The sequence below is a fragment of the Rhizobium sp. 18055 genome (assembly GCF_902706285.1).
Taxonomy (GTDB): domain Bacteria; phylum Pseudomonadota; class Alphaproteobacteria; order Rhizobiales; family Rhizobiaceae; genus Rhizobium.
Genome location: NZ_CACSKD010000309.1, coordinates 1 through 435, shown reverse-complemented (window position 1 = coordinate 435; position 435 = coordinate 1). Strand labels below are relative to the sequence as shown.

The 435-nt window shown below is 60.2% G+C and carries 1 protein-coding gene; it reads right to left on the bottom strand.

All coding sequences use genetic code 11. The features are described from left to right. Window positions 1-42: 42 nt before the first annotated feature. Window positions 43-435 (bottom strand): hypothetical protein (locus GVL52_RS29270; protein ID WP_210254133.1); only part of this gene is annotated, 393 nt, incomplete at its 5' end.

The window sequence follows — 435 nt, the reverse complement described above, 5'->3', positions numbered from 1 at the left end:
CCCTACCCCACAGCGACGCCTAAAAGCCCCTTCGAAGGCCTTCTATCGCGTCAATCCAGCGTCACGCTCCGGCGGTTTCTGCATTCGTGCTGCTTGCTCCTGAACCACTGCACTTGCACGTCGGCTGGCCTCCGCGATCCGAGCTGTCGCAGCCTCGCGGTCGCTTCGTGAACGGCCTTCTTTCTCGACCTCTTTTTTCGCGCTTTCCCCTTTCCTAGCCGGAGACGTAGCGAGGAGTTCCTTGGCTTGTGGGCCCGTGAGCGCAAAGGGCTTGCCGCCAGTGACGATGATGTTGGGCACCGGCTGGCCACCATCGAGGTATTCGCTGATCTTTTGCAGCGCCTCGATGCCATCAGTAGCGACCAATGTCTCGTCTCCATCCCCTCTCAAAATGGGCGGGAACCGGCCCCTGAAATCTGGCTTCTGCTTCTCACC